Annotated in this window: 24 protein-coding genes and 1 other annotated feature; of the genes, 7 read left to right on the forward strand and 17 right to left on the reverse strand. The window is 34.6% G+C overall.

Annotated features, from left to right (window positions below; genetic code table 11):
- Window positions 1-70: 70 nt before the first annotated feature.
- A complete protein-coding gene (locus tag A5880_RS03510) occupies window positions 71-262 on the reverse strand; it encodes a hypothetical protein (RefSeq protein WP_086331825.1) in 192 nt (63 codons plus the stop codon).
- Window positions 263-585: 323 nt separating this feature from the next.
- On the opposite strand from A5880_RS03510, the gene A5880_RS03515 reads away from it, so the two are divergent.
- Together A5880_RS03515 and A5880_RS03520 are read left to right on the forward strand one after the other, a co-directional pair.
- On the forward strand, window positions 586-2,850 hold the full coding sequence (locus A5880_RS03515) for an ATP-dependent Clp protease ATP-binding subunit (protein WP_086331826.1): 2,265 nt from the start codon (window positions 586-588) through the stop codon (window positions 2,848-2,850).
- Between the two features lie 291 nt (window positions 2,851-3,141).
- Window positions 3,142-3,456 (forward strand): DUF1827 family protein, encoded by a 315-nt coding sequence (locus A5880_RS03520; protein WP_086331827.1) that lies wholly within the window; start codon window positions 3,142-3,144, stop codon window positions 3,454-3,456.
- 131 nt (window positions 3,457-3,587) lie between these two features.
- Here A5880_RS03520 and A5880_RS03525 read toward each other — a convergent pair whose 3' ends face one another.
- From A5880_RS03525 to A5880_RS03535, 3 genes are all read right to left on the reverse strand, one after another.
- Window positions 3,588-4,742, reverse strand: coding sequence for an MFS transporter (locus A5880_RS03525; protein ID WP_086331828.1), 1,155 nt, complete (start codon window positions 4,740-4,742; stop codon window positions 3,588-3,590).
- Window positions 4,743-4,983: 241 nt separating this feature from the next.
- The gene (locus A5880_RS03530; RefSeq protein WP_086331829.1) at window positions 4,984-5,496 is read right to left on the reverse strand and encodes a folate family ECF transporter S component; all 513 of its coding nucleotides are present in this window, start codon (window positions 5,494-5,496) and stop codon (window positions 4,984-4,986) included.
- 366 nt (window positions 5,497-5,862) lie between these two features.
- Entirely contained in the window at window positions 5,863-7,440 is a 1,578-nt protein-coding gene (locus tag A5880_RS03535; protein ID WP_086331830.1) for a peptide chain release factor 3, read from the reverse strand.
- A 509-nt stretch (window positions 7,441-7,949) separates the two neighbouring features.
- Here A5880_RS03535 and A5880_RS03540 point away from each other — a divergent pair.
- The gene (locus tag A5880_RS03540) at window positions 7,950-9,428 is read left to right on the forward strand and encodes a helix-turn-helix domain-containing protein (protein ID WP_086331831.1); all 1,479 of its coding nucleotides are present in this window, start codon (window positions 7,950-7,952) and stop codon (window positions 9,426-9,428) included.
- A 75-nt stretch (window positions 9,429-9,503) separates the two neighbouring features.
- Here the strand turns inward: A5880_RS03540 and A5880_RS03545 are convergent, their stop codons facing one another.
- A complete protein-coding gene (locus A5880_RS03545) occupies window positions 9,504-10,880 on the reverse strand; it encodes a hemolysin family protein (RefSeq protein ID WP_086331832.1) in 1,377 nt (458 codons plus the stop codon).
- Between the two features lie 165 nt (window positions 10,881-11,045).
- Window positions 11,046-12,182: an AI-2E family transporter gene (locus tag A5880_RS03550; protein ID WP_086331833.1), complete on the reverse strand. Its 1,137-nt coding sequence runs from the start codon at window positions 12,180-12,182 to the stop codon at window positions 11,046-11,048.
- A gap of 282 nt (window positions 12,183-12,464) precedes the next feature.
- Here A5880_RS03550 and A5880_RS03555 point away from each other — a divergent pair, with 282 nt between their 5' ends.
- A complete protein-coding gene (locus tag A5880_RS03555; protein WP_086331834.1) occupies window positions 12,465-12,899 on the forward strand; it encodes a GNAT family N-acetyltransferase in 435 nt (144 codons plus the stop codon).
- 120 nt (window positions 12,900-13,019) lie between these two features.
- Here A5880_RS03555 and bph read toward each other — a convergent pair whose 3' ends face one another.
- From bph to recX, 3 genes are all read right to left on the reverse strand, one after another.
- Window positions 13,020-13,553 (reverse strand): biofilm phosphatase Bph, encoded by a 534-nt coding sequence (gene bph, locus A5880_RS03560; protein WP_086331835.1) that lies wholly within the window; start codon window positions 13,551-13,553, stop codon window positions 13,020-13,022.
- A 215-nt stretch (window positions 13,554-13,768) separates the two neighbouring features.
- Complete coding sequence (mutY, locus tag A5880_RS03565) at window positions 13,769-14,956, reverse strand: A/G-specific adenine glycosylase (protein ID WP_086331836.1); 1,188 nt, start codon at window positions 14,954-14,956, stop codon at window positions 13,769-13,771.
- Window positions 14,946-15,746 (reverse strand): recombination regulator RecX, encoded by an 801-nt coding sequence (gene recX / locus A5880_RS03570; RefSeq protein ID WP_086331837.1) that lies wholly within the window; start codon window positions 15,744-15,746, stop codon window positions 14,946-14,948. The genes mutY and recX overlap by 11 nt, the downstream gene beginning before the upstream one ends.
- A gap of 137 nt (window positions 15,747-15,883) precedes the next feature.
- On the opposite strand from recX, the gene rlmD reads away from it, so the two are divergent.
- Together rlmD and A5880_RS03580 are read left to right on the forward strand one after the other, a co-directional pair.
- The gene (gene rlmD / locus A5880_RS03575; protein ID WP_086331838.1) at window positions 15,884-17,254 is read left to right on the forward strand and encodes a 23S rRNA (uracil(1939)-C(5))-methyltransferase RlmD; all 1,371 of its coding nucleotides are present in this window, start codon (window positions 15,884-15,886) and stop codon (window positions 17,252-17,254) included.
- Window positions 17,255-17,286: 32 nt separating this feature from the next.
- Window positions 17,287-17,691, forward strand: coding sequence for a VOC family protein (locus tag A5880_RS03580; RefSeq protein ID WP_086331839.1), 405 nt, complete (start codon window positions 17,287-17,289; stop codon window positions 17,689-17,691).
- Between the two features lie 122 nt (window positions 17,692-17,813).
- Here A5880_RS03580 and A5880_RS03585 read toward each other — a convergent pair whose 3' ends face one another.
- From A5880_RS03585 to A5880_RS03600, 4 genes are read right to left on the reverse strand one after another with little or no spacing between them, the layout of a single operon-like run.
- Window positions 17,814-19,238, reverse strand: a complete 1,425-nt coding sequence (locus A5880_RS03585) for a glycoside hydrolase family 1 protein (protein WP_086331840.1) — start codon at window positions 19,236-19,238, stop codon at window positions 17,814-17,816.
- Between the two features lie 22 nt (window positions 19,239-19,260).
- Window positions 19,261-19,602, reverse strand: coding sequence for a PTS lactose/cellobiose transporter subunit IIA (locus A5880_RS03590; RefSeq protein WP_086331841.1), 342 nt, complete (start codon window positions 19,600-19,602; stop codon window positions 19,261-19,263).
- 3 nt (window positions 19,603-19,605) lie between these two features.
- Window positions 19,606-20,859, reverse strand: coding sequence for a PTS sugar transporter subunit IIC (locus A5880_RS03595; protein WP_086331842.1), 1,254 nt, complete (start codon window positions 20,857-20,859; stop codon window positions 19,606-19,608).
- A gap of 20 nt (window positions 20,860-20,879) precedes the next feature.
- A complete protein-coding gene (locus A5880_RS03600) occupies window positions 20,880-21,200 on the reverse strand; it encodes a PTS sugar transporter subunit IIB (RefSeq protein ID WP_086312080.1) in 321 nt (106 codons plus the stop codon).
- A gap of 194 nt (window positions 21,201-21,394) precedes the next feature.
- On the opposite strand from A5880_RS03600, the gene A5880_RS03605 reads away from it, so the two are divergent.
- Complete coding sequence (locus A5880_RS03605; RefSeq protein WP_336576950.1) at window positions 21,395-23,248, forward strand: BglG family transcription antiterminator; 1,854 nt, start codon at window positions 21,395-21,397, stop codon at window positions 23,246-23,248.
- A 174-nt stretch (window positions 23,249-23,422) separates the two neighbouring features.
- Here A5880_RS03605 and A5880_RS03610 read toward each other — a convergent pair whose 3' ends face one another.
- The 4 genes from A5880_RS03610 to rplA form a co-directional block, all read right to left on the reverse strand.
- A complete protein-coding gene (locus A5880_RS03610; RefSeq protein ID WP_086331844.1) occupies window positions 23,423-23,665 on the reverse strand; it encodes a GlsB/YeaQ/YmgE family stress response membrane protein in 243 nt (80 codons plus the stop codon).
- Between the two features lie 185 nt (window positions 23,666-23,850).
- Entirely contained in the window at window positions 23,851-24,216 is a 366-nt protein-coding gene (rplL, locus tag A5880_RS03615; RefSeq protein WP_069633962.1) for a 50S ribosomal protein L7/L12, read from the reverse strand.
- Window positions 24,217-24,275: 59 nt separating this feature from the next.
- Window positions 24,276-24,776, reverse strand: a complete 501-nt coding sequence (gene rplJ, locus A5880_RS03620; protein WP_010773252.1) for a 50S ribosomal protein L10 — start codon at window positions 24,774-24,776, stop codon at window positions 24,276-24,278.
- Window positions 24,777-24,915: 139 nt separating this feature from the next.
- Window positions 24,916-25,042, reverse strand: a sequence feature (ribosomal protein L10 leader region).
- 189 nt (window positions 25,043-25,231) lie between these two features.
- The gene (gene rplA / locus A5880_RS03625) at window positions 25,232-25,921 is read right to left on the reverse strand and encodes a 50S ribosomal protein L1 (protein ID WP_025872837.1); all 690 of its coding nucleotides are present in this window, start codon (window positions 25,919-25,921) and stop codon (window positions 25,232-25,234) included.
- Window positions 25,922-25,946: the final 25 nt, after the last annotated feature.

Below are 25,946 nucleotides of genomic sequence, written 5' to 3' on the forward strand. Positions count from 1 at the left end.
TTTAAGATTACCATTTTTTGTGAGTAGTTACAACACTTTTCACCTATTTTTTATCGAATCAAACTATCAATTATATCTCTTCTTTCATGTAACGATATATAATTCGTCCATTTAATCCAGCTTCTCCAACAATGGACATTCGATCCGGCAAATTTTTCCAAGCTTCCCTGAATGAAGGGAAATCTTTTGGTTCTACAACGATTTCCGCAATCTCGCCTTCTTTTAATGCTTGGATTTGTTCTTCAAAAGGATTTTCAAACATCCTACTAATCACTGCTTTCATGTTAATTTTTGGTCTAATAATATTGTATGACAAAAATAGAGATTTGTCTAAATTGTTCTCATTATTTCTATTAAATCACTCTAAGAAATGTCTAACTTTCTCTCTTTCCGGAAAATTTTACTACTCTTTTTCCTTTACGTTCATAGTTTCATCTTCGTTTTTTAGAGTTCAATTGCTTGATTCTTAGCTAAAAGATGCTATAATATTTTCAAAGGTCAAAAATGGTCAACTAATGTTTTGACCTTGTAACTACGACTTTGATACATGATTTGTCTTATTATAGAAAGGACGTGTTTTATCCTATGATCTGTCAAAATTGCCAGCAAAATCAAGCAACAATCCATTTATACGCAAATGTTAATGGTCAAAGAAAACAATTAGATTATTGCCAAAGTTGCTATCAAAAATTAAAAACACAAGCAAATGATACTCAACCAACAATGTCACAACAAGATCCATTTGGTTTTGGAAGTTTAGATGATTTATACCGCTCTTTATCTCGTCAAATGCAAGAACAACAAGGAAATCCTAATGGTCAAATACCGCCTACACAATTTGGAGACGGTAATGGCTTCAATGGCGGACAACCGCCAAGAGGCAATGCTGGACAAGGAAATGGTTTACTAGGTGAGTACGGAATCAACATTACTCAAGCTGCTCGAAATGGCGACATTGATCCTGTTGTCGGACGTGATGAAGAAATCAAACGAGTTATCGAAATCCTAAATCGCCGAACAAAAAATAACCCTGTCTTAATAGGTGAACCTGGTGTAGGTAAAACTGCCGTTGTTGAAGGACTGGCTCAAAAAATCGTTGATGGCGATGTTCCACAAAAATTATTAGATAAAGAAGTTATACGTTTAGATGTTGTTTCACTCGTTCAAGGAACGGGTATTCGAGGTCAGTTTGAAGAACGGATGCAAAAATTGATTGAAGAAATCAAACAAGCCGAAAATGTGATTCTCTTCATAGATGAAGTTCATGAGATCGTCGGTGCTGGTTCAGCAGGTGACGGAAATATGGATGCCGGCAATATTTTGAAACCAGCTCTAGCTCGTGGCGAATTGCAAATGGTTGGTGCCACAACCTTAAATGAGTACCGTATTATCGAAAAAGATGCAGCCCTAGAAAGACGGATGCAGCCTGTCCGTGTGGATGAACCAACCGTAGATGAAACAATTGCCATACTCAAAGGCTTGCAAAAACGTTACGAGGACTATCATCATGTAAAATACACGGATGAAGCAATTAAAGCAGCAGCAACTTTGTCTAATCGTTACATTCAAGACCGCTTCTTACCTGATAAAGCGATTGATTTATTAGACGAGTCTGGCTCTAAGATGAACTTAACAATTCAAATCGTTGATCCAAAAACGATTGAAAAGAAATTAGCCGATGCTGAGCAACAAAAACAACAAGCTTCTGCAGAAGAAGACTTCGAAAAAGCTGCTTATTACCGCGACCAAATCAATAAACTACAAGCAATGAAAGAAAAACAAATTAGCGATGAAGAAACACCTGTGATCGATGAGCAAAATATCGAAGCAATTGTCGAACAAAAAACTGGTATTCCAGTCGGTGATTTAAAAGAAAAAGAACAGACACAATTGAAAAATTTGGCTGTTGACCTAAAAGCACATGTTGTAGGACAAGATAATGCTGTTGATAAAGTATCAAAAGCGATTCGCCGTAACCGTGTAGGTTTAGGCAAACAAAATCGTCCAATCGGCTCCTTCTTATTTGTGGGACCAACTGGTGTAGGTAAAACTGAATTAGCTAAACAATTAGCTTATGAATTATTTGGTTCACAAGACTCTATGATTCGTTTTGATATGAGTGAATATATGGAAAAACACAGTGTGTCTAAATTGATTGGTTCACCTCCTGGCTATGTTGGGTACGATGAAGCTGGACAACTAACAGAAAAAGTACGTCGTAACCCTTATAGTTTGATTTTATTGGATGAAATTGAAAAAGCACATCCAGATGTACTGCATATGTTCTTGCAGATTCTAGATGATGGGCGTTTAACGGATGCCCAAGGTCGCACCGTAAGCTTTAAAGATACGATCATTATTATGACAAGTAATGCAGGAACTAGTAATGTCGAAGCAAATGTCGGTTTCGGAGCCGCTCGTGATGGGGTTACTAAATCTGTTTTAGGTCAATTGAACAATTTCTTTACACCTGAATTCTTGAACCGTTTTGACGGAATCGTCGAATTTAAAGCATTAAGTAAAGAAAACTTGATGAATATCGTTAGTTTAATGCTAGATGAAGTGAATAATTTATTGGCACATCAAAAACTCCATATTGATGTCCCAACTGAGGTTAAAGAAAAACTAGTTGATTTAGGCTACGATCCTGCAATGGGTGCACGTCCACTCCGCCGAACAATCCAAGAACAAATTGAAGACGGAATCGCAGAGTATTACTTAGATCATCCTGAAGAGCATCAATTGGTTGCTAAACTAGACGCAGATGGTAAAATTATTGTCACTGGAGAAATCCATACATTACCTAATGAAATTAGTACTGAAAGTACTGAAAATACTGAAACAGAATAACTAAATAAGTACTGTTCACCCTCCACTTATTTCCGAAGCGGAGCGTTGTAGTTGCTTTCGCTTCCACCCTTTATTCGGTTTTCATTTGGCTGGGATATAACTCGTAGAGTTATGTCCCAGCCATTTTTAGTATTTTTGAAGACAAATTTCTTTTTATTTATGCTAAAAAAAATTATAATTATAATGAATCAACTTTATAGACATGTAAAAAAAAGATTATTCTAGTTCTTATAGATCTGTGAATACTCTGCTTTTTTATTATCAAAAAAACAAAATATTGAGGTGAGAAAAATGAAATTAGCCAATGTAACCAATAGCTATAAGCAACTGGTGAATAAACAACTGGAAAATACTGATGCTTATTTTGTAAAAGTGTATTCTGCCGGAAATACGACCGTTATTTACACCGAAGCTTCCCAACATGCAGAGATAGTAATCGTCAATAAAAAACGTGCCCTTCGCAAAACAGAAATTAATGAAATCCTTGCTTACTTTTTAAAACGCTTACCAAAAGATCGATGTGATCGTGAAAACATTTCTATTATTTCATTAAAAGACATTACTGAAATCTCTTTACCGTTAACTAAGAGTGCCATTGAAAAATAAAAAAGAAAAAGGGTACGAAACATTATGAGGCAATTGCCTTCTTAAGGAGTTTCGCACCCTTGCTTTTCGTTTTTTATTCATTCTACATTAAAAAGCATAAATAAAATAATTCTATTTTGTTAGATTTTCTTCTATTTATTTTTTTTACTTAAAAAAAGTGATAAAAATCCTGTTCCCAAAAGAATCGCAGCTGAGACATAATATGGGAAAAAGTGGTTAATATCAAACATATATCCTGCCGCCATCGGTCCCAAGATATTACCAAAACTTGTAAATGTTGAATTTAATCCATTTATCGTTCCTTGTTGGTCTCCAGCATGTTTAGATAAATATGTTGTTACTGCTGGTCTAAATAAATCAAAAGCTAAGAATACGATAAAAGTGGAAAAAACCACAACAAGGTTGTTATTTGTAAATGCAATTATTGCTATAAATATTGAACTTGCAAAGAAAGTTAATTGAATCAGCCCTAGTTCACTCATCTTTTGCACAATTGCATCAAAGAAAAATAATTGACAAATAAGTGCTAAAATCCCACTAACCGTTATAACCATCGCAATTTCACCTGTTGTAAAACCAAAATTAATCGTTGCCATAATACTATAGATTGATTCAAATGCTTGTAAACCAAATGAAGAAATCAAAATGATTACGAACAATGAAGTGAATACTGGGTTTTTCAAAATATCCATAAATGAACCTTTTTTCGCTTCAACGGCTGCTTGAATCCGTTTCTCTGGCTCTTTCAATACTGTTAACGTCAATATAAATCCGATAAATGCCAAAATTGCTGCACCATAAAAAGGAGCACGAATTCCCAAGTAAGCGATAAAGCCACCCACACCAGGTCCAATAATAAATCCACCACTAATAGCTGCTGAAACCAATCCCATTGCTTTGGGACGTTCTGCAATAGTTGTCATATCGGCTACAAACGCTGTAACAGATGGCATAATTAATGCAGCAGCAATTCCTCCCAGACCTCTGGAAATATAAAAACCACTTTTCGCCTGTGCTAATCCAAATAATAACTCAGAAATTGAGAATATAAGCATCCCCGTTGCAATCATTTTTTTACGTCCAAGTTTATCTGATAATACCCCGGCAATTGGTGAAATAATTAATTGTGTTATAGCAAAAATTGAAATCATCATACCCATTGTTGCGCCAGAAAAATGCATTTCTTCTTTTAGCTGCGGAATAACAGGGATAACTAAACCCACACCCAGAAACACTAAAAACAAATTAGAAATTGCCAAATACATCATACTTTTTTTACTCTTCACGACTTCATCCCCCACTAATGTTCATTTTATACCACTTGCTGAAATTTTTCATGCTTGTTTACTTACTTTTTCAATAAGAATTTGCTCATATTTTTTCTCTAAAGTCTTCTATCTCAACGAAAAATAGATGTACCAATTTCTCTTATAAATCAATTACTTATTATAAAATAACGTAAAAATTGACTATTGAAAGAATTGTTCTCTCAATAGTCAGCTACTTACCTATTTTCATTAAGACAATTTAATTCAACTCTTCTTTCCGAAGTTGGCTAATAATTGGTAACCGAAAAAGAATAAATAATGTCACACAATAAACTGGAAATTGAATTAGTTGTTGAATAAACCTAGTACTCATAAGTACGTCCCAAGAAGTACCATACAACATATTCAGCCATAAGCTATTCAAAAACAAATTTAACCCAAACGTGACAAAAAAATTAGTTAACAACAATTTTTTTACTGTTATCTGCCCAGAATAAGCATAACCAAAAACAAGTCCTGTTAGAAAAGCAGTGAGGATAAATCCAGGGAAAAATGGAAATTTAGGAAATAAAATCATTCCTAAAAAATACCCTACAGCACTTATCAACGCTACCTCAAAAGGTCTAAAAAATCTAGCAGAAATTGCTGTCACTATAAAAGCAAAAGAAATTTTTAGGGTTAAAAACTGAATGGACAACAAGCTACCTAAAACTATTTGCAATGCGATAAAAAGACCTCCACGAGCTACTAAGCGAACTTTGTCTTTGGTCATATGGTTTCTCCTTTAACGTTTTAATACCTACATTTATAACACAAAAAAGAAACGACGTCTAATAGAGATTAAATCGCTTTTTCCTCTTGTTTTTACCCATTAAATTATATATTTTTTATTCTTTTTTCCGCCTATTTTAAATTGCTTTATTTTATCCGCCTTTTAATCCATTTAAATTTGCCAGTTATTTCATTTTAACTACATGCAGGATCCATCACACTTGTCCCTTTAGAAAAACACCTCCGTCGATTTCATTTTACATGAATCCACAGGGGTGTTTTATTCGCTTCTTATTTTGTAACAGACGTCCTTCGTAATAAGAATTAGCTGATGCGCTGCGTTAAAATGTTAATCTCAACGTATTTTTTACATCAAACTCTTCAATTCTACATCCGGATACTTATCTGCAAACCAACGCATCGCAAATTGATTTTCAAACAAGAATAATGGTTGGTCAAAGCGATCTCTTGCTAAAATATTTCGACTTGAACTCATTCGTTCATCTAGATCAGCTGGATCAATCCAACGAGCGATTTTTGAGCCCATCGGTGTCATAACCACTTCAGCGTTATATTCGTTCAGCATACGATGTTGGAAAACTTCAAATTGCAATTGCCCTACCGCGCCAATAATATATTCCTCTGTAAGGTACGTTTTATACAGCTGAATTGCCCCTTCTTGAACAAGTTGATAAATTCCTTTATGAAAAGATTTTTGCTTCATCACATTTTTAGCACTAACTTTCATAAATAACTCTGGCGTAAATGAAGGCAGCTCTTCATATTTTACTTTCAACTTTCCTTCAAATAATGTATCGCCAATTTGGTAATTCCCTGTATCATAAATCCCAATAATATCTCCTGCAACAGCTTCTTCCACATTTTCACGTGAATCAGCCATAAATTGAGTTACATTGCTCAATTTAATTTTCTTACCAGTTCTCCCTAAGGTCACATCCATGCCACGTTCAAAGGTTCCTGAACAAATACGAACAAAAGCAATTCGATCTCGGTGGGCAGGATTCATATTCGCTTGGATTTTAAAAACAAATCCAGAAAATTCTTCTTCATAAGGGCTGACCTCTTGACCATCTTCTGTTTTATGCCCATATGGTGATGGTGCAAATTGTAAAAAGGTCTCTAACATCGTTTGTACACCAAAATTCGTTAACGCTGAACCAAAGAACACTGGGGTTTGATCTCCACGAGCAATCTTCTCAGTATCAAATGCATCACCAGCTTCTACTAACAATTCTACTTCTTCTAATACTTGCTGATAGACACTTTCTTTATGCAACGGTAAGTCACTAGGTATATCTCCATCAACTAATGGAATAAATCGCTCACCATTATTGTTTTCTGGTCGATAGATTTCCACACGTTGGTTGTAAATATCGTATAAACCTTCCAACCCTTTTCCCATACCAATCGGCCAATTCATTGGATAAGATTCAATGTCCAGTAGTTCTTCTAATTCTTCAAGCAACTCTAGCGGCTCACGTCCATCTCTATCAAGTTTATTGATAAAGGTAAAAATCGGAATTCCTCGTCTTTTGACCACTTGAAATAATTTCTTTGTCTGAGCTTCGATCCCTTTTGCACTGTCAATGACCATCACTGCACTATCTACGGCCATCAATGTCCGATAAGTATCTTCTGAAAAATCTTCATGTCCTGGTGTATCTAAAATATTTACGCGTTTATCATCGTAATCAAATTGCATCACGGAACTTGTAACAGAGATTCCTCTTTGCTTTTCAATTTCCATCCAGTCAGATTTTGCAAAATTACCTGTTTTTTTCCCTTTAACGGTTCCGGCTTGACGGATTGCTCCACCAAATAATAAAAGCTGTTCAGTAATTGTCGTTTTACCAGCATCCGGATGGGAAATAATTGCAAACGTTCTGCGGCTGTCTACCTGTTCTTTTAAGTGTGGATTATTCATTTATTACTCCTATCTATTCGTAGTCTTCTCTTGAGAAAATGTTAATTATTTTAACGATCTATTTTAAAGGATTGTTCACATTGGAAAATTCTCCCTATTTCTTTTATTATTTAACTAGTGTAGTATATCATGGAATTGCCCTTTGTTTCAAAGTCTTTCGTTCATTTTTCAGAAAAAAAGAGACAAAAACAAAATTTGGATAATTTTGTTTTTGTCTCTTAAATTGGGGAAGATAGTTTCATTGCTAAAACCTAGCATTTCACTAAAAAAAGTTTTACACTTAACTTACCTAAGTATAAAGTTAGCTACACAATTGTGCAAATCAACACAAAAAATGATCGGAACTATTTGTTTGATTTAAATTTAGTTATTTTAAAAGAACAAACTACTATCATATAAACATCTAAAATAAGAGTATTGTTATATATTTATCGGAAGATAGCTAAAATAACCAAATTACGTTTACATTTTTTATATTATTGATAATTTTTATTCAAAGGAGACAAAAAATGATTGAAAAACTAATGTTAGAAGATACTGCGCGACGTAAATTGACTCTGTTTAAGTTATTAACTAAACTATCTGAATCCCATCACAGTATCAAGTTTTTTGAAACAAGAACTGATTATTCCTATAGTCGTGTTGTCTATCTCTTAGATTTAATCCAACAAGATCTTACAAAAATAATCGGTAAAAAAGTGGAGTTAATCCAAGTTGATGGTGTTCATTACAAGCCAACGATTTCCTATGATATGTATTACCAATACCTAATTCGTCAAAGTATACCTTGTCAATTATTAGTATCCATTGTTTACTCACCAGAAGATGATTTAGATGCCTTTTGCGAAAAAAATTTTCATAGTCGGACAACTGTTGTACGAAAATCCAAACCACTCAGTGACTATCTAAAAACATTTGCTATTAAAATGAACACATCCCAATTAAAATTATATGGTGATGAGCGTGTTATCCGAATGACTCTATATGCCTTAATTTGGCTAGCAACTCACGGAGCAAAATTACCACAAATCAAAAATCCTTCGATGGACTATAAAGAAATTATTGACATCGTCAGCCCTTATTTTCCAGATAGCTATAGTTACGCTGCTAACAAACAAATTACACTGTTTTTAGATATCGTTTATCTAAGAGCCAAAACAGGTTACCAACTTACAGAAAAAACAGATATTGATCCTTATATTCCTGCTCATACTGGTTATTCAAACTCTTTCTTCAAAAGCATTATTCAAGAGAATAAAATCCTGGAAGCCGAGACACAATTTGCAGCTTTTTTATTAATCAGTGCGCCTAATTTTTTCAGAAACAATGACTATCGCCTCTCTTTATTAAAAATCTATTTGGAAAGTCACGTTAATCCAGCAACTAAAATCCTTGAAGAAGTTTGTACCGTATTTAGTGATGAATTTATGCCTGATCGTTTTTTATGGGAGAATGAACCTATACTTTTTGGCAATGTTGCAAATATTATTTTTACTGCAGCTATCATTCAAAAACCGTTTCCATCATTATTCCACTTAATCAATCATTCTTTATATGCTAAAAACGAATATTATTATCAACTTTTTAAACGGTTCAAAACGCTCTTTCAAAAAATTTCTAAAAGAAAAAATTGTGGTTGGCTTAAAGATTCTATCCATCCTTTATCAGATATGTTGGCATCACTATTGGTACCCATTTATGCTTCTTTTCAAGAGAATAACGTGCTACGAGTTGCTTTGATTGCTGAATCTAACTACTTACTCGTTCAACCTCTAGCACAATTTATCGAGCAACTCCCATTTGTGCAATTAATAGCCTATGAACATGATAATTTTTCTTCGTTTGATTTCATTGTTGCCACTTCAGCTTACTTAATTCCAGAAGAAAGTCCTTTGCCTTCATTTATTTTTCGCTTTTCGGCTGATAATGACGAGCAATACATTGATCTTTATCAAGCAATAAAAAAAATTCACAATCAAAAGGAATAAATCAAAAAAACTGGAGCTTACTTTGAACGTTTCAAAGATACTCCAGTTTCTTTCTATATTCTTTGTTTTTAAACCTTACCTTCTAGGTTCATCATCTTCCAGCTCTTTACGAAAGAAACGACGATTTTCTTCTGGTTCTTCATCTACGATTTCTTCATCATGAAATACAACTTTTAAAGCCAATACTCTAGTTCCTTCCATTTCTTCTGAAGTCAATGTGATGTTGCCAATATCAAATGATAGTTTCTCTCCCTCATCAGGAATTGTCCCTAATGCGGTAATCAGATAACCAGCCATCGTATCAACATCACTCATATGCAAATCTGTGCCAAACGCTTCGTTAAATTCATCAATCAACATTCTACCTTGGATCAAGTATTCATGATCACTAATCTTAGCATATAAATTTTCCACTTCGTCTGTTTCATCGTCAATTTCACCAACGATTTCTTCTAGTAAATCTTCCAATGTTGCTAGACCAACGACACCACCATATTCATCTAACAAAATAGCCATTTGGTTTTGCGTTCTTTTCAATTCATAGAGTAAATCATCAATAAAAATAGTTTCTGGGACAAATAATGGTTCTTGAATAATATTTTTTAACTCGATATTATCAAAACCTAATTTATGCGCTGCTTTTAGTAAATTTTTAGTGTGTAAGACACCCACGATTTTGTCTTTGTCTTCATTATAGACAGGAATCCTTGAAAAGTTTTCTGATAAAATCGAAGTAATATTTTCTTCTATATCATCTTCAATGTTAATCATAAAAGCATCTGTACGCGGAACCATTACTTCACGCGCTACTTTTGTGTCCAACGAAAAAACACCTTGAAGCATTTCTAGTTCATCATTATCTAAAACACCTTCTGATTCTAACATGTAACGCATTTCATCACGTGTCATTTTTGAATCAGCGTCATCAAACTTCATAGGTGTAAGTTTTGAAAGTAAATCTGTCGAAGCTGATAGCAACCACACAAACGGTCGAGCAATCACTCCTAATATACGCACAAATCCAGAGGTCGCTTGAGCTACTTCTTCCGATTTATTCATTGCAATTCGTTTCGGATATAATTCACCAAAAACGATGGAAACATAGGTTAACATAGCTAAAATAATAATATTCGCTATACTTTTTGCAGCAGTTCCGCCGCCAAGTACAGGCGCTAGTCTTGCTGACAAGGTATCAGCCAAAGAAGCTCCAGATAAAATGTTCACTAATGTAATACCTACTTGAATCGTTGATAAAAAGCTAGTAGGATCTTGCAAAATTTTTAATAACTTCTTCGCTTTGGCGTCTCCTTCTTCTGCTTTTTGTTCGACACGATTCTTATTGACTGAAACAACGGCTATTTCCGCAGCAGCAAGAAACGCATTGATCAAAGTTAATACGATCAATAATAAAATTTGCGCGATAAGCGACTGACTCTCGGGGTCAGCATTCATAATGTGCACTCTCTCCTCTTAAAATATTCAGAAAACGTAATATTCCGTTTTCCAATTTCATTTAGTAACAAACTGTTTACTAAGTAATCTGATAAAAAACGTGACCACAGCAAGTAGTCACGTTAAAATACTATCACAAATAGCAATCAATTTCAATATTCGTTATTATTTTTCCTTCATCGTCAAGTCATTGCCTTCACCAGTTAATACAATTTTTTCACTTCTACTTTCTCGAATCATTCCCATCACATGAATAGCTACTGTTTTAGCAATTGCATAAAATGGTACACCTAAAAAGATTCCTAAAAGTCCAGCGATATTTCCAGCAACTAATAATACAATAATGATTGTTAAAGGATGGATCTGCAATGACTTTCCAATAACATTTGGATAAATAATATTTCCATCGATTTGCTGAACGATTAAAACAACAACACAACAAAATACAGCTTTAATCGGTTCATCAAACACAGTTACAAAAACTGCTGGTGCTAATCCTAGATATGGTCCAAGATAAGGAATTAAATTGGTAAAACCCGCAATCACGCCGAATAAAAAGGCATAGCGAACACCAATTAAAGAATAACCAATAGCAGTGAATGTACCTACAAATAGACATTCGATTGCTTGTCCGCTAATATAGTTAGCTAGCGTTTTATTGATTTTTGATAATAATTGCGCAATACTTTCTTGACGATTTTCTGGTAAAAATTTTTTTATCCCAGGTACTAAGCGGTCGCCATCTTTCATCATATAAAATAGGATAAATGGCGCTGTAAAAATAACAATTGTCGTTGAAGCAACGGTTGAGACTACTGAACCTAAACTAGTAGACAAACCACTTAAAAATTGTTGAATAATTTTTCCATAAGAAATATCCAACTTCTCTATATAACTAGTCAAATCAACCTCTTTAAACAAAGGTAATTCCGCCATTTTATAAACCCAAGCTTCTACATTGCTGAAAACTGTTGGCATATTTGATGCCAAACTAGCTAATTGAGACGCTAGCTTAGGGATTACACTCACTAAAATCAAAATAAGCGCCACTAGCAAAATCAATAAAACTAAAAGCACTGCATATATTCGTTTCATCTTCGTTTTCATCAATAAGTTGACGATTGGATTTAAAATATAATACAAAAATCCTGCGACCAAAACTGGTGCAAATAATGTTGAAAAAAATGTACCAATTGGTGTAAACAGAAAATTGATTTTTGTTGAAACAAAAATCAACGTTGCAATAACGAGTAATTCTGCTGACCAGAAAAATAATTTTGACTGTCTTAATTTTTCAAACAAAGAGACCCCTCCTTTTATTATTAAAAAGTCTATTTTTTACTTCGTCCATAAACGCTTTTAATAGATTTTAACATAACATTTCTTAAGTGAGATAGCAATAGTACTTTATACCTATCTTTCGTTCAAAAAAAGCTGAAATAAAAAAGTAGTATTTTTTTCATTAGCTAAAATGTACAGTGTCACTACCATTTTTACAAACGAAAACCATCCAATTATTCCAAAGTTCTAATGTTTATTTTTTTAATGTATAATTAAGTAAAATAATTATAATAGAGGTGTCAAATGAAAATCGTTCACACAAAAGATACTATGAGTGCTATCTATCTAGATGCTCTTTCTATCCGTCATCAAGTGTTTATGTTAGAACAACATGTTCCTAAAGAAATTGAAATTGATAAATATGAAGCTGCTTGTATCCATTTTGTCTTATACTCGGATGAAAATGTAGCCGTTGCAACTTGCCGTTTACTCCCTCTTGAAGATGGGGTGATTAAATTGCAACGAATGGCCGTTCAAAAAAAATTCAGAGGAAAAGAATATGGTCGATTGATTGTTGAAGCTGCTGAGAGCTTTTCTAAAGAACAAGGTTATCATATAGTGACTTTGGGCGCTCAAATAACAGCACTTGGCTTTTATGAAAGGATGGGCTATGTAAAAGAAGGCGAAAAATTTCTAGATGCTGATATTGAGCATTATAAAATGAATAAAGCTCTTTAGACTTAAGAATAAGTCGGTAGCCATTATAATCATATTCTATTGATTAATAATAAAAGAAACTGAACCAAGACTTAATTAGGCTTTGGTTCAGTTTCTTTTTCATTTAACATCTTACATTGGCTATTTCTTCGATAACTCTAGATAACGCTGATACCAAATATCTACATAAGCATCGGAAAATGGGCCTTTTTCATTATTAATCCAATCTACTAATGTCTTAACATTTTCTTTTAGAATAAAATCAATATCTTCTGGATATTCCATGATCTTACTGTGAAATTCATATTCATCCACATCTAACAGACGTTTCTCCCCATCAGGAAAAACCTTGATATCCAAATCATAATCGATATACTTCAACGCTTCATCGTCTAAAAGATAAGGTGACGCTAGATTGCAGTAATAAGAAACCCCCTTTTCTCTAATCATCGCTATTATGTTGAACCAGTATTTTTTATGAAAATAAACAATAGCAGGCTCTCGAGTCACCCAGCGACGTCCATCAGACTCTGTCACCAACGTATGATCGTTGACACCAATCACTGAATACTCACTTGTTTTTAATACCATAGTATCTCGCCATGTTCGATGCAAATGTCCGTCGTGTTTGTAACTTTGAATCGTTACAAATTCACCTTCTTTTGGAATTGCCATAGTCCCCCAACTTTCCCTAGTACGAAAAAATCACTTAAAAAGCTGATTATTCTTCGTTTGGGTGTTCATTACACCGATGTCATTACAATTATATCATAATTTTCAACTTTGCATACTAAGGAGTTTGGTTTTATTTTGAAACATAGAGAATAAAATGAACAGCTATTGAAAAGTACCCAATAAAGTCAAACAAAACGTTGTTATCTGTATATTATCTAGCCCATCTCATTTTTATTATTTTTTCGATCTGTTTCAAAAAGTTCAATCATCTTTTGTTGGGGTTTAGGAAACACTAATGTTGAAAAATCAGTTTCTTTGACCCAACGCTGTTTTTCAGTAATTTCCGTAAAACCAGTCTGACGGCCATAAAAAACGAGAATATGCCATTTTAAATGGCTGAAAATATGAGTCACTTCACCTAATGTTCGTTTTTGCCAAACCACTTGCGAATACTCTTCAAAAATGTCTACAGTATCTTCTGCAACCATACTATGTTCTTCAAAATCTAATGACATTTGTTGCTGTTCTTTCGCCCAATTTTCTTGTAAAAATTCAAAGCGCTCTTTTGTGATTTCATTGATCGGAAATAGCCACATATTGGCTAATAATCCCTTCTCATCACGCTGACTTAATAAAAATTCTTGCTGTTTATTTTCAATAATACCGCCAATATAATACACATCTTTTGGCTTTAGTTTTTTAGATTTTACTGGAAAATTGGTCATTGTATTTTTTTGATAACTTAAACAATAGGATTGAATGGGACACCTTTCACATTTAGGTGACGTCGGCGTGCACACTGCTGAGCCTAAATCCATCATCGCTTGATTAAAATCTCCTGGTCGTTCTTCATCAATAATTTTATACATCGCTTCTTCAAAAACTTTACGACTGCTAGCTTTTGCGATATCATCCTCAATTTCAAACAAACGGCTTACTACACGCATCACATTTCCATCAATTGCTGGTTCAGGAAGTTGAAAAGCGATACTTCCAATCGCTCCTGCAGTATAAGGCCCAATCCCTTTTAATTGTCGAATTTCTTCGATCGTTCTAGGCATTTGACCATCAAATTCATTTACAATTTGTTGTGCGGCAATTTTTAAGTTTCTTGCTCTGGAGTAATAGCCCAGCCCTTCCCAAGCTTTTAATAGTTTTTCATCTGGTGCATTCGCCAAATCTTGGATCGTTGGGAACCATTCCATAAAACGATAGTAATAATCGATTACTGTATCGACACGAGTTTGTTGTAACATGATTTCTGAAATCCAAATTCGATATGGATCTAAGTTAACTCGCCAAGGTAAGTTTCTTTTTTCTTTTTCATACCAAGCAATAAATGTTTCTTGAAAAGAACGAAGCTTCTCTTCTCCCCACGTTTCCCAATAGTTATTATTCTTCATTTTCTAATTCCTTTTCGTCAAAATATTGCTGAATCAAATCTGAGTCAAAACGTTTTTGGAACAGACCTTGTTTGACTTTCATTAGGCGTTTATAGGGATCTAATTTGCGATGTTTTTCCCATAATTTATCGCCTTCTTTTCTGATTACCTCTAATTCTTGCTCTTCATCTTTTTCAAATGATAGCTCTTCTAAAGCCAAATCGATCACTTCACGATTAAATCCTTTTTGCATCAAATGCATTTGGACTTTTTGCACAGCATCTTTAAAGCTTTTTGTACGGTAACGTCTCATCGCCTTTTCAGCCGTTGCTTTTGCTACTTCTACTTGCTCATCCATAGTATAAAAAGTTAACCCATGTTGAATGTCTTCGTCATTCAAGCCTTTTCGTTTTAGTTGTTGTTCAATCATTTTGGGTCCTTTATCACTTGTTCGCATCAAAGTACGAACATAACTTTCACTAAATATTTTATCGTCTAAAAGGTTCATTTCTTCCAAACGGATCACGATGCTTTTTCGATCTTCTGGCAAAATTTCCTTTTCTTTCAAATAATCTAAGATTTCTTTTTTTGAGCGTAACTGATAGCTTAAATAATTTAAAGACATCTGCAAACCTACATCATAAGACCCAGCTTTTTTTATTTTTTCCACCATTTCTTTTGACAACTCTTGTCCTTTTAACAAGCGTTGGTGGACTAACGTATCCTCAGATACACGTAATTTTTCTCCTGAAGACAACCAGATAAGATAAAACTGTCCTTTGTCTTTTGTAATTTTCGTGATTGTTTCCATCTTTTCCCGCCTTTCTAGTGAGAACATATATTCTACTATAACATATAATTGGTAGAAGCTAAACTAGACAAATTATGCTAAAATAAGAACTATTGATATATCTGATTAATGGATCTATGGATCAAAAGGATGGAATTATGACCACACAACTATTAAAAGAAGGACAAACGATTCCTTTAAAAATAAAACGTTTAGGCATCAATGGAGAAGGCATCGGGTATTATAAAAAGACGATCGTTTTCGTCCCAGGTGCCTTACCAAAAGAAGATATCTCTGTAGAAATCACAAAAATAGCCCCTCGTTTTGTAGAAGGCCAATTAAAGAAAATCATAAAAGCAGCACCTGAACGTGTCGTGCCGCCTTGTCCAGTTTACGAAGCTTGCGGTGGCTGTCAGCTGCAACATTTAGCTTATCCGGCGCAACTACTCTTTAAAAAGGATCTTTTGAAGCAGTCGCTAAATAAGTTTAGACCAAGAAACTATGAGAATTATCAACTACCTAAAACTATCGGCATGAAAAATCCTTGGAATTATAGGAATAAAGCGCAATTTCAATTACGTAAAATCGAAGGAGAAGTTGAGGCTGGTCTCTATCAAGCCGATTCTCATCGTTTAGTTCCTATTGATGATTGCCTCGTTCAACAACCAGCGACAACTAAAGTCATGAACGCTTTAGTAGAGTTATTGAACAAATATCAATTACCAATTTATAATGAACGAAAAAACAGCGGCATCTTCCGAACTTTGATGGTGCGTGTCGGTGTCAAAACAAATGAAGTCCAAGTTGTTTTTATTACGCAATCCGTAAAATTCCCACAAAAAAAGGCCTTGATCGATGAAATCACACAACATCTTCCAGAAGTTGTTTCGATTATGCAAAACGTTCAAAATAAACGAACTTCGATTGTTATGGGTGATGAAACAATCCACGTCTGGGGTAAAGAAAGTATTGAAGAACAAATCAACGAAGTAACCTTTGATTTATCTCCTAGAGCCTTTTTCCAGCTAAATCCAGAACAAACGGAAGTTCTATATAATGAAGCGTTGAAAGCTTTAGATCTACAACCAAATGAAACTGTCGTTGATGCTTATTGCGGTGTTGGAACTATTGGTTTAAGTATCGCTAAACAAGCAAAAGAAGTTCGAGGAATGGATATCATTCCAGCAGCCATCGAAGATGCTAAGATGAATGCTGAACGTTTAGGTGTAACCAATACTCATTATGAAGTGGGAACTGCGGAAGAACTGTTGCCTAAATGGCTTCAAAGCGGCTTTAAACCTGATGCAATCATTGTTGACCCACCTAGAACCGGATTGGATCAAAAATTGCTGAAAGCCATTTTAAAGCAGCCACCTAAAAAGATGGTCTATATCTCTTGTAATGTCTCCACTCTAGCTAAAGATTTAGTCGATCTAGCTAAAGTTTTTGATGTGACATATTTACAGTCAGTGGATATGTTTCCACAAACAGCACGATGCGAAGTTGTCGTGAAGTTGACTAAACGATAAAATCTAAGACAAATAGAACGGAGGAATTAGTAATGCCAATTGCAACTTATATTACATTTGAAGATCAGTCGAAAGATGCTATCGCATTTTATGAACAAGTCTTTGAAACAAATTGCCTTGATTTAGTCACTTATGCTACTTTAGGAATACCTGATTTAGATGAGAAAAGTCAAACGCTAGTCATGAATGCTAGCCTTAAAATTGAAGAGCATACCATTATGTTCTCAGACACACCTAGTTTTATGAATAAAATTTCTTATGGCAGAAATGTTGGCTTAGTCATAGAAATAACTGATCCTGAGAAATTGACAAATTATTTCACAAAGCTATCAATTGGCGCTACCCATGTGATGCCTTTACAAAAAACGGATTGGTCAGATTTATTCGGTCAATTAACAGACCAATTTGGTATTAGTTGGTCATTCAATTTAGTTTAATCTTTAAAGTGAATGTAATAAAAAAAAATCCCCGCGTAATGCAGGGATTTTTTTAATGATAATTGTACTAAACACTTTTATATAATCGGAATCGCTGTTCATGTACACCAATAAAACTAATATTATAGTTTTTCGCCATTACTAGTAATTACCTGTTTCATCCAGTGATAACTATCTTTCAAATAACGTCTTTGGCTTCCTTTTCCGTAATCATCTTGATCCACGTAAATAAATCCATATCTTTTACTCATTTCAGAAGAAGAACAACTGATTATATCGATCGGTCCCCAAGCACAATAGCCTCTGAGATCCACACCATCCTTAATTGCTTCTTTCATTTGCTCAATATGAGCTTTGTAATAATCAATACGATAGTCATCATGAACACTATCATTTTTTTCTAACTGATCATAACAACCAATACCATTCTCTGTGATGTAAATCGGACATTGATAACGATCATAAAAAGAATTCAGTAATGTTCTAAGTCCTAGAGGATCAATTGTCCAGCCCCATGGATTTGCCGGTAATGCTTTGTTTCGATACGGTTCAATATGTTTCGCATCACAAATTTGTGTATAGTAATAAGAAAACGAGAGGTAATCAGCTGTATTTTTCAGAATCTCTTCATCCTTTTCAGCAAATTCCAGATTAATATCATGTTCTTCAAAATATCGAAACGCATAGCCTGGATAGTAACCTCTTATTAACACATCCGCAAAGAAATACTGCATTTGATTGATTTTCAACGTTGCTAGGACATCCTCCGGCTCGCAAGTAGCCGCATATTCTGGACCGCCACAAAGCATCATCCCAACTTCATAATTTTCATCAACTTGATGCGCATATTCCGTAGCTAAAGCAGAAGCGACCATCATATGATGTACCCCTTGATATTTAGCTTCCAGCAGATTATCTACTTTATCTTCTGCAATTCCTAAATGATTAAATGATTCATGACCGATCAAATTGATCTGATTGATCACGATCCAATATTTTACTTTTCCTTGATATCGGTCAAAAATAACCTTACAGTAACGAACAAAGAAATCTACAACTTCTCTTGAATACCACCCTTTATAGTTCAATGTAAGGTTTAGCGGCATTTCATAATGGGACAATGTAATCATAGGTTCCATCCCATTAGCAATAATTTCATCAATCAGCTTATCATAAAAAAGTAAACCAGCTTCATTTGGCTCAAGATCATCACCATTTGGAAAAATCCTAGACCAATCGATCGATGTTCTAAACAAATTGAGTCCCAGATCTCCTAATAATTTTAAATCATCAGGATACGTTTCTTTAAAGTTGATGCCCCATCTTTTTGGAAAAACGCCTGTTTTATTTTTTAGTGCTTCTTCGATGTAAGTAGTAGAAATTTCAGCATTCGATCTTTTTTCTAAAGGGAGATCTGCTCTAAACTCGTTGATATCTGCTACACTTGTACCTTTGCCTTGATAGTCAAAAGCCCCCTCACATTGATTGGCAGCAACAGCTCCACCCCATAAAAAATCTTTCGGAAATCCAGTTGGTACTTGATGCATATGTTTGACCTCTTTTCTCTTATTATTTTTCAAGCAATGTTAAACGTTCATCGATTCCTTCAGCTATTTTAATTAAATGATTAGCCAGATTGATTTCGCTGTAGATTGTCATCAATGTATCTTGAGCATGTGTGAATAACAATGAATGATCAGGCGAGTTTCTTTCTTCTCCCATTTCACCTTGTATTGCTTTAGTTTGTATTTTATGAGCTTCAGTAATATTGGTTTTAGCAACTTTCATTTCTGTTTTAGCTACTTCAAAGTCATTTTTTTCAACAGCAATAAGAGCATTTTTACAATTGACTCTAGCATCTCCGGCGAATAAAATAATTTTCATAGCTTGCTGTGACAGTATATCGTCCATCTATTAAGCCTCCTTCAACAATTGATTTTCTGCTTTCGTTTCTTGGTCGTCATATGCTTTAAAGAATGGATACCAAATGGCTGTAGATAATACAAATATGACAAGCATCAAAATAAGACCTGTGATCGTTCCTGTCGTAAACCAAGTAGCAAATGGAAACGGACAATACCAGAGTTCAAATTGAACTTTAGGAATTGGTGCAAACGGAATTACTTTCGTAAAAATATAAATCACGATTGGTAAAATAATTCCCTGCAACCACATCGGAATCATCAACAAAGGATTCCAAGCGACAGCTCCAAAAATCACCGGTTCATTGATATTAAAAATCGAAGGAACGATACACGCTTTCCCTAAAGCACTGATTTTTTTTGATCGAGCCCGCATCATCATCAAAACCAAAGGCATTGTACAACCAATTCCACCGATCCAAAGATAAGCTGAATATAGAGTACTGCTTGTAACTAAATTCAACGTTTCAACAGAAGCCGTGCCATTTTGAACAAGTGCGATATTTTCAGCAATAGCTTTTAATAAGACCGGTTGAACCACAGGTGTTAAAACCCAAGTGGAGATCCCCATCGAATAAAGGAAACAAATCAAAAACATCATGCCCACAAAACCACCAGGAGATTCCATAAAGCTAGATAAAGGCATAAATATACTTAAAACAATATTATATAAATCCACTTTCATGATCAAAACCACGACCCAACCAAAGATAACAATGATCCCAATCGGAAGCATAGAATCAAACCAAGCTCTGACAAAATCAGGAATCACTGATTCTTCTTTGAAGAACGTGAACTTTCCTAATGTGACTAGTACAAAACCAGCAATCAATCCAGCAACGATCGCAACAAACATTCCGCCAGCACCTAATGCATCATGCCCAAAGCCAACAGCACCATCTTTCTCGATTTGTGGTGAAATGATCATCAAAAATAAAACTAACCCACTCATCCCTGCAACGATTCTTTGCTTACGCAGTCTCTTTTTTTCCATCAAGTTAAACGGAATCAAAAATGCTACAAATAAGGAAATTTTCCCCATCGTCCAGCCAAATGGTATCCAAAAACTTGGCAAGGCTGGAAAATATTCATTTAAAATCGCTAGCATCGAGAAAATTGAACCTAAGAAAATGAATGGTAATGTCTGCATGATCGAATCTTTGATACTAACAATCCAAGGATTATTATTTACCTTGTTCATTTTAGGCGAGAAACTATTTTCCAACCAAAAAATCAATTTATTCATATTTTCGTCTCCTTTTTAAGCTATTCATTTTCTTTTAGCGAACTTAACAAATGCTCAATAGCAGCGTCTCCGTCCAGTGTTGCGTAATACTCTTTTTTCATTAGAATAACTTTTACCGGAAAACCATGAATGATCTCATCAATTTCGTCAATGATATATTCAAGATGAGGTCCAACCATCAACGCATCGATTTCTTCAATATAATTCTCAATTTCAGATTCGCTTCTTGCTACAATACTCATGTCTAATTTTTTTGTTTTGGCTGCCTTACGCATATTCGCTGCCATAAAACCGCTACTGGCTCCCGATCCGCAGACTAGTAATACATTTAATTCACTCATTTTTATCTCCTCCGAATTTTAAAAGTGTAATAAGTTTGCCTGCTTACTACACTCCTATCATCTACATTTTGAAGCCCTCTATCAAATATGATTCTTTCCTAGTCCTACCACTATGGCGGAAGCAACTGTACTTGATTTGCTACTTAAAAGAACGAATAATAAGAAATATAAAAAAGTAGAGGAGCGGATATATTGTGTCCTTAAATAAAAAAGAAGCAGCACTGGTAAAATTATTGCTCCAACATCATAACTGGTTATCTGCATCTTTTCTGGCTGGAGCGTTATCTACGTCAACAAGAACGATCCGCAATTACGTAGCTCGAATCAATCAACGTACCCCATTGGAAATGATTCAATCTTCTAAACAAGGGTATAAAATCGATAGAGGCTTTCGGATCGAAGATTTCATTTCTAAAGATAAACAAGAATTGAATACGCCTATCGACCGTATGAATTACTTGATGAATTTATTGATAAAACATAAAAATGTCGACTACTTTGATGTAGCAGAATCATTATTTGTCAGTATTCCAACAATCGAAAAAGACACCCTTCGACTTCGAAAAAAATTGAATAAATACCATTTAAAAATTGTTAAATATGGGCATTGTTTAAGTCTGGAAGGGAATGAGTCAAACTTTAGAAAACTCGCTAGTGATATGTTGCAAGATGAAGCACTAAAAAATTTTCAATCTATCGATCATCTTCAGACGATCTTCCCAGATATTTCGATCGAGATGATTCAAAAAATCGTGATCGATCGTTTAAGCAATCAGCATCTCTATATAAATGGCTACGCTATTAACAGTTTATTGCTACATATCGCTATCGCCATCAATCGGCTTTTTCATCATCAGCGCTCTGAGATGGACCTTATTCCCGAACTTTTCTCTAAAGATCAAATTGAATATCAGCTTGCTATTGCGATTGGAAAAGATATCGATCAAGCTTTTGCTATTGAAATGGACCTTTATGAAATCAACAATCTGACGCTTTTATTAATGACTAAAATCTCACCCTCAAACGATGCTTTTTTAAAAGATTATATGGAAACCTCTGTTTATACATTTATCTCAAACATGATGGAAACAGTCGCTGAAAAATATTTTATCAGCCATATTTCTGATAAACTCGTATTGAATCTAGCTTTACATGTTTCTAATTTGATTTCACGTGCCAAAATCGGCAAACAAGTCTACAATCCTTTATCAGAAGAAATCAAACAGTCATACGCTTTTATTTACGAAGTTGCTGTTTTTATTGCCAAACAAATTCAAGAACAAATCAATATTCCAATTTCAGATGATGAAATTACGTTTATCGCTCTTCATATCGGCTCATACTTTGAAGAAAAATTTGAGACAGAGAATAAATTAAGTTGTGTGATCTATACTCCAGAATATTATGATATGCATAAACGTTTAGTCTATAAAATTGGCGATACATTCAAATCTAGTTTAAATATTTTAGGAACTTTTTATCGACTAGACTATGAAAGTTTAACTAAAATGAAGAATGCGGATCTAGTTATATCTACAATCGAAATAAAAGAGTTGACGGGTATGGTTCAGATTTCTCCGTTTTTATCAGAAAAAGATAGCGAAAAAATCCTGCAAAAGATTCAGCTTTTGAAACAGGAGAAATTATTGAATACACTAAAAGAAAGCGTTCAAACTTACCTCACACCAGAACGGTTTGAACGAAACATTTATTTAAAATCACCCAATTTGTATATCGAGCATCTAGGTGAGCAATTAGTCAAAAAAAAATATATCAATCCTCACTTTATTGACTTGATTAAAGAGAGGGAAAAAATGTCCGCCACATCATTCAATAATTCCGTTGCTTTACCACATGCAATTGAGATGAGCGCAAAAAAAACTGGAATCTCTATTATTTTGAACGACCGGCCTGTAAAATGGGGAAATCATTATGTTCAAGTAATCATTATGATCGTTATGAACCAAGATGATATGAAGAAGTTTAGGCAATTATTTGATTTTATGATCGATACATTTTCAAATCAAAAAAGTTGGATAAACTGTTAGGTATGAAAAATTATGAAGAATTTATTGATGGATTATTTGAATAAAAACATAAAATCAGACTATAAAAAAGTGAGTATGCTATAACTCTTCGAGTCATAGCATACTCACTTAAAATCCAGAAAAACGGTGGGTTCAGAATTAAGCTTCTGTCCCATCCTTTTTCTATGAATCTGTCTAATTTTTGCCTACAAAAAATGATACCACAGCAACTAAAATCACTGCTCCGATAATTGATGGAATCAATGCCATTCCGGCTACTTGAGGTCCCCAACTTCCTAGAAGTGATTGACCAATTGATGAACCTACAAGACCCGCAATAATATTAAAAATCCAGCCCATCGATTTTCCTTTGCTTGTGATTGCTCCGGCGATAGCACCGATAACACCACCTACGATTAAAACCCATAACCAATGCATAATATAGCCTCCTTTAGAAATATAAAAATGATTACTTTACTATGCTAACAGATTATTTATTTTCTTGCGAAAGATAGGATTTTATAAATAGAAAAAAATTAAATAAAAAACATTTATTTGAATTTAGCACACTAAAAAAGCTAGAATCCATTTGGATTCTAGCTTCAAAATCAATCTTAAAAAGATTATTTTACTGTTACTGCAGCGCCAACTTCTTCTAAAGCAGCTTTTAAAGCTTCTGCTTCATCTTTAGAAACGCCTTCTTTAACTGGTGCAGGTGCGCCATCAACTACTGCTTTAGCTTCTTTCAAGCCAAGGCCAGTTGCTTCACGAACTGCTTTGATAACTTTAACTTTTTGGTCACCAGCAGAAGTTAATTCTACAGTGAATTCAGTTTGTTCTTCGCCAGCTGCTGCTGGACCTGCTGCTGCTGCTACTGGAGCTGCTGCAGATACGTCAAATTTTTCTTCAATAGCTTTTACTAAATCGTTTAATTCTAAAATAGTTGCGCCTTCTAATTCTGCAACAATGTTTTCAATGTTCAATGCCATTATGGTTTCCTCCGTTTTAATAATTCATTATTTTTTATTAGTTTATTACTAGGCTGCAATTATGCAACTTCTTCTTCTTTTTCTGCCACTGCTTTGACAGCGTAAGCCACTTGTCTGACTGGCGCTTGTAATACAGATAATAGCATAGAAAGTAGTCCATCGCGACTTGGAAGTTTTGCTAAAGATGTCATTTCTTCTACTGAAGATACTTTACCTTCAATAACGCCACCTTTAATTTCCAATGCTTTGGCAGTACTTGCAAATTCGTCGATGATTTTAGCAGGTGCTACTACATCTTCGTTACTAAAAGCGATTGCTGTAGGTCCTGTAAATACTTCGTCCAAGCCTTCTAGTCCAGCTTTTTTAGCTGCACGTGAAAGGATAGAGTTTTTGATAACTTTCATTTCAACATTTGCATCACGCAATTGTTTACGTAAGTTAGTCACTTCTTCTACAGTCAAACCACGGTAGTCAACGATAACTACAGAAGCTGCTGCTTGAAACTTAGCTGTTGCTTCTTCGACTAGGGTTTCTTTTTTAGCGATTGCTGCTTCACTCATTTATTTTCACCTCCTGATTATTGATGGGTGGAGTTTGTATTGTTGTGATTAAAGTACAGGCTCGCTCCGCTCGTAATGATTCTACAGTCGCTTTGCTCCTCTAGTACTGTTCAACATCAATTTTTTATAAAAAATTGTGTTTCACAGCAAAAAACTCCATGCCACCGTTGACATAGAGGGACGTAATTGTATGTATCAACAATTGTCCTCGGTAGGAAATTAAGACTTGCGTCACCTACTGTCTTCGGTACAGTTAATTATTAACCTCAACTACCTTACCATGGGAAAGGTAGTTGAGTCAATAATTTTTTTTACTTATTCAGCTTTTCTTTTTGATCTAGCTTCATGAACTAGTACTTCGGAAAAAAGATAAATACTGTTGGTGACAAAAAGCGTCACAAATAGTATTTCCTATTTTTCTGTCAGTCCTGAGCAAGTTCATTCAGCTTTTCTAATTAAAATGAAGCTTGGTCAACGTGGATTCCAGGTCCAAATGTAGTTGTTACTGAAATGTTTTTGATATATTGACCTTTTGCTGCTGATGGTTTAGCTTTTAACAATACATCATTGATTGTATTGAAGTTTTCTAGTAATTTTTCATTATCAAATGAAACTTTACCAATTGGTACATGGATGTTACCAGCTTTGTCAACACGGTAAGTTACTTTACCAGCTTTTACTTCGTTAACCGCTTTTGTTACGTCCATTGTTACAGTACCAGTTTTAGGGTTAGGCATAAGACCTTTAGGACCTAAGACACGACCTAATTTACCAACTTCAGCCATCATGTCTGGAGTTGCTACTACTACGTCAAAGTCAAACCATCCACCTTGGATTTTTTGAACCATATCAGCGTCACCTACGTAATCAGCACCAGCTGCTTCAGCTTCTTTTGCTTTGTCGCCTTTAGCAAAAACTAAAACGCTTTGTGTTTTACCAGTTCCGTTAGGTAATACTACAGCACCACGGATTTGTTGGTCTGCTTTTTTAGGATCTACATTTAAACGGTAAGCAACTTCAACAGTTGCGTCGAATTTTGCGATATTTGTGTCTTTAGCCAAAGCGATCGCTTCTGCTACAGGGTAAACTTTTGTTGCTTCAACTTTTTTTAATGCATCTTGCATTTTTTTGCTTTTTTTAGCCATTTTGTTTCCTCCTTGATTGTGGTTA

It is taken from the genome of Enterococcus sp. 4G2_DIV0659, from assembly GCF_002140715.2.
In the GTDB taxonomy this organism is placed as follows: Bacteria; Bacillota; Bacilli; order Lactobacillales; family Enterococcaceae; genus Enterococcus_L; species Enterococcus_L mansonii.

Coding starts and splice junctions, on each gene's coding strand:
- A5880_RS03510 (WP_086331825.1), bottom strand. CDS start 262: ATGTTTGAAAATCCTTTTGAAGAACAAATCCAAGCATTAAAAGAAGGC.
- A5880_RS03515 (WP_086331826.1), top strand. CDS start 586: ATGATCTGTCAAAATTGCCAGCAAAATCAAGCAACAATCCATTTATAC.
- A5880_RS03520 (WP_086331827.1), top strand. CDS start 3,142: ATGAAATTAGCCAATGTAACCAATAGCTATAAGCAACTGGTGAATAAA.
- A5880_RS03530 (WP_086331829.1), bottom strand. CDS start 5,496: ATGACCAAAGACAAAGTTCGCTTAGTAGCTCGTGGAGGTCTTTTTATC.
- A5880_RS03535 (WP_086331830.1), bottom strand. CDS start 7,440: ATGAATAATCCACACTTAAAAGAACAGGTAGACAGCCGCAGAACGTTT.
- A5880_RS03540 (WP_086331831.1), top strand. CDS start 7,950: ATGATTGAAAAACTAATGTTAGAAGATACTGCGCGACGTAAATTGACT.
- A5880_RS03545 (WP_086331832.1), bottom strand. CDS start 10,880: ATGAATGCTGACCCCGAGAGTCAGTCGCTTATCGCGCAAATTTTATTA.
- A5880_RS03555 (WP_086331834.1), top strand. CDS start 12,465: ATGAAAATCGTTCACACAAAAGATACTATGAGTGCTATCTATCTAGAT.
- bph (WP_086331835.1), bottom strand. CDS start 13,553: ATGGCAATTCCAAAAGAAGGTGAATTTGTAACGATTCAAAGTTACAAA.
- mutY (WP_086331836.1), bottom strand. CDS start 14,956: ATGAAGAATAATAACTATTGGGAAACGTGGGGAGAAGAGAAGCTTCGT.
- recX (WP_086331837.1), bottom strand. CDS start 15,746: ATGGAAACAATCACGAAAATTACAAAAGACAAAGGACAGTTTTATCTT.
- rlmD (WP_086331838.1), top strand. CDS start 15,884: ATGACCACACAACTATTAAAAGAAGGACAAACGATTCCTTTAAAAATA.
- A5880_RS03580 (WP_086331839.1), top strand. CDS start 17,287: ATGCCAATTGCAACTTATATTACATTTGAAGATCAGTCGAAAGATGCT.
- A5880_RS03585 (WP_086331840.1), bottom strand. CDS start 19,238: ATGCATCAAGTACCAACTGGATTTCCGAAAGATTTTTTATGGGGTGGA.
- A5880_RS03590 (WP_086331841.1), bottom strand. CDS start 19,602: ATGGACGATATACTGTCACAGCAAGCTATGAAAATTATTTTATTCGCC.
- A5880_RS03595 (WP_086331842.1), bottom strand. CDS start 20,859: ATGAATAAATTGATTTTTTGGTTGGAAAATAGTTTCTCGCCTAAAATG.
- A5880_RS03600 (WP_086312080.1), bottom strand. CDS start 21,200: ATGAGTGAATTAAATGTATTACTAGTCTGCGGATCGGGAGCCAGTAGC.
- A5880_RS03610 (WP_086331844.1), bottom strand. CDS start 23,665: ATGCATTGGTTATGGGTTTTAATCGTAGGTGGTGTTATCGGTGCTATC.
- rplL (WP_069633962.1), bottom strand. CDS start 24,216: ATGGCATTGAACATTGAAAACATTGTTGCAGAATTAGAAGGCGCAACT.
- rplJ (WP_010773252.1), bottom strand. CDS start 24,776: ATGAGTGAAGCAGCAATCGCTAAAAAAGAAACCCTAGTCGAAGAAGCA.
- rplA (WP_025872837.1), bottom strand. CDS start 25,921: ATGGCTAAAAAAAGCAAAAAAATGCAAGATGCATTAAAAAAAGTTGAA.